Annotated in this window: 2 protein-coding genes; both read right to left on the reverse strand. The window is 31.5% G+C overall.

Translation table 11 applies throughout. The annotated features are described in order from the left end of the window. Window positions 1-104 precede the first annotated feature (104 nt). Window positions 105-263, reverse strand: a complete 159-nt coding sequence (locus ACF91D_RS31635) for a hypothetical protein (protein ID WP_368679739.1) — start codon at window positions 261-263, stop codon at window positions 105-107. Window positions 264-310: 47 nt separating this feature from the next. Continuing rightward, a partial coding sequence (locus ACF91D_RS31640) for an HNH endonuclease (protein ID WP_392438679.1) occupies window positions 311-515 on the reverse strand: 205 nt, incomplete at its 5' end.

Consider the following 515-nt stretch of genomic DNA (forward strand, 5'->3'; position numbering starts at 1 on the left):
TTAGTGTGTTTCGTCATCTAATGATTTTTTAAGATCATCAAACGCCTTTGCTTTAGCATCTACTAAATCATTATTTAATTTTTCATATTTCTTTTTACTTATACTCATTCGCCATCACTCCTTTTCAACTCATTTATTACCTTCCTGTTATGTGCTTTATCCTCTGGCAACACTGCTACAATAAAGCTGTTAGTATTTACGGATTTCAAGAATCCTTTAAGTCTATAATATTTTAATAACTGTGCCATTTCTTTTGTGTTCATCCCACCAGTTTTATATTTGTAACGTATGTTGATAGTGTTGGATAGAATCATTCCTTACGCTCAGCAATCTTATTTTGAATCTTAACTATATTAATACTCGTCCGAGTTAGTTCTGCGTTACTGTAAATCATATTCTGATGGTTCAACCTTGCTAACTCACTTCTTTTTATTAGTGCTATGTTAGACAAGTCGTTATTAGTTTTATCTCCATCTAAGAATATTAAATTATGTTTAGGTGGCACTTTACCGTAC

The sequence above is a fragment of the Staphylococcus sp. 231237_7MaSpsaltlick genome (genome assembly GCF_043107035.1).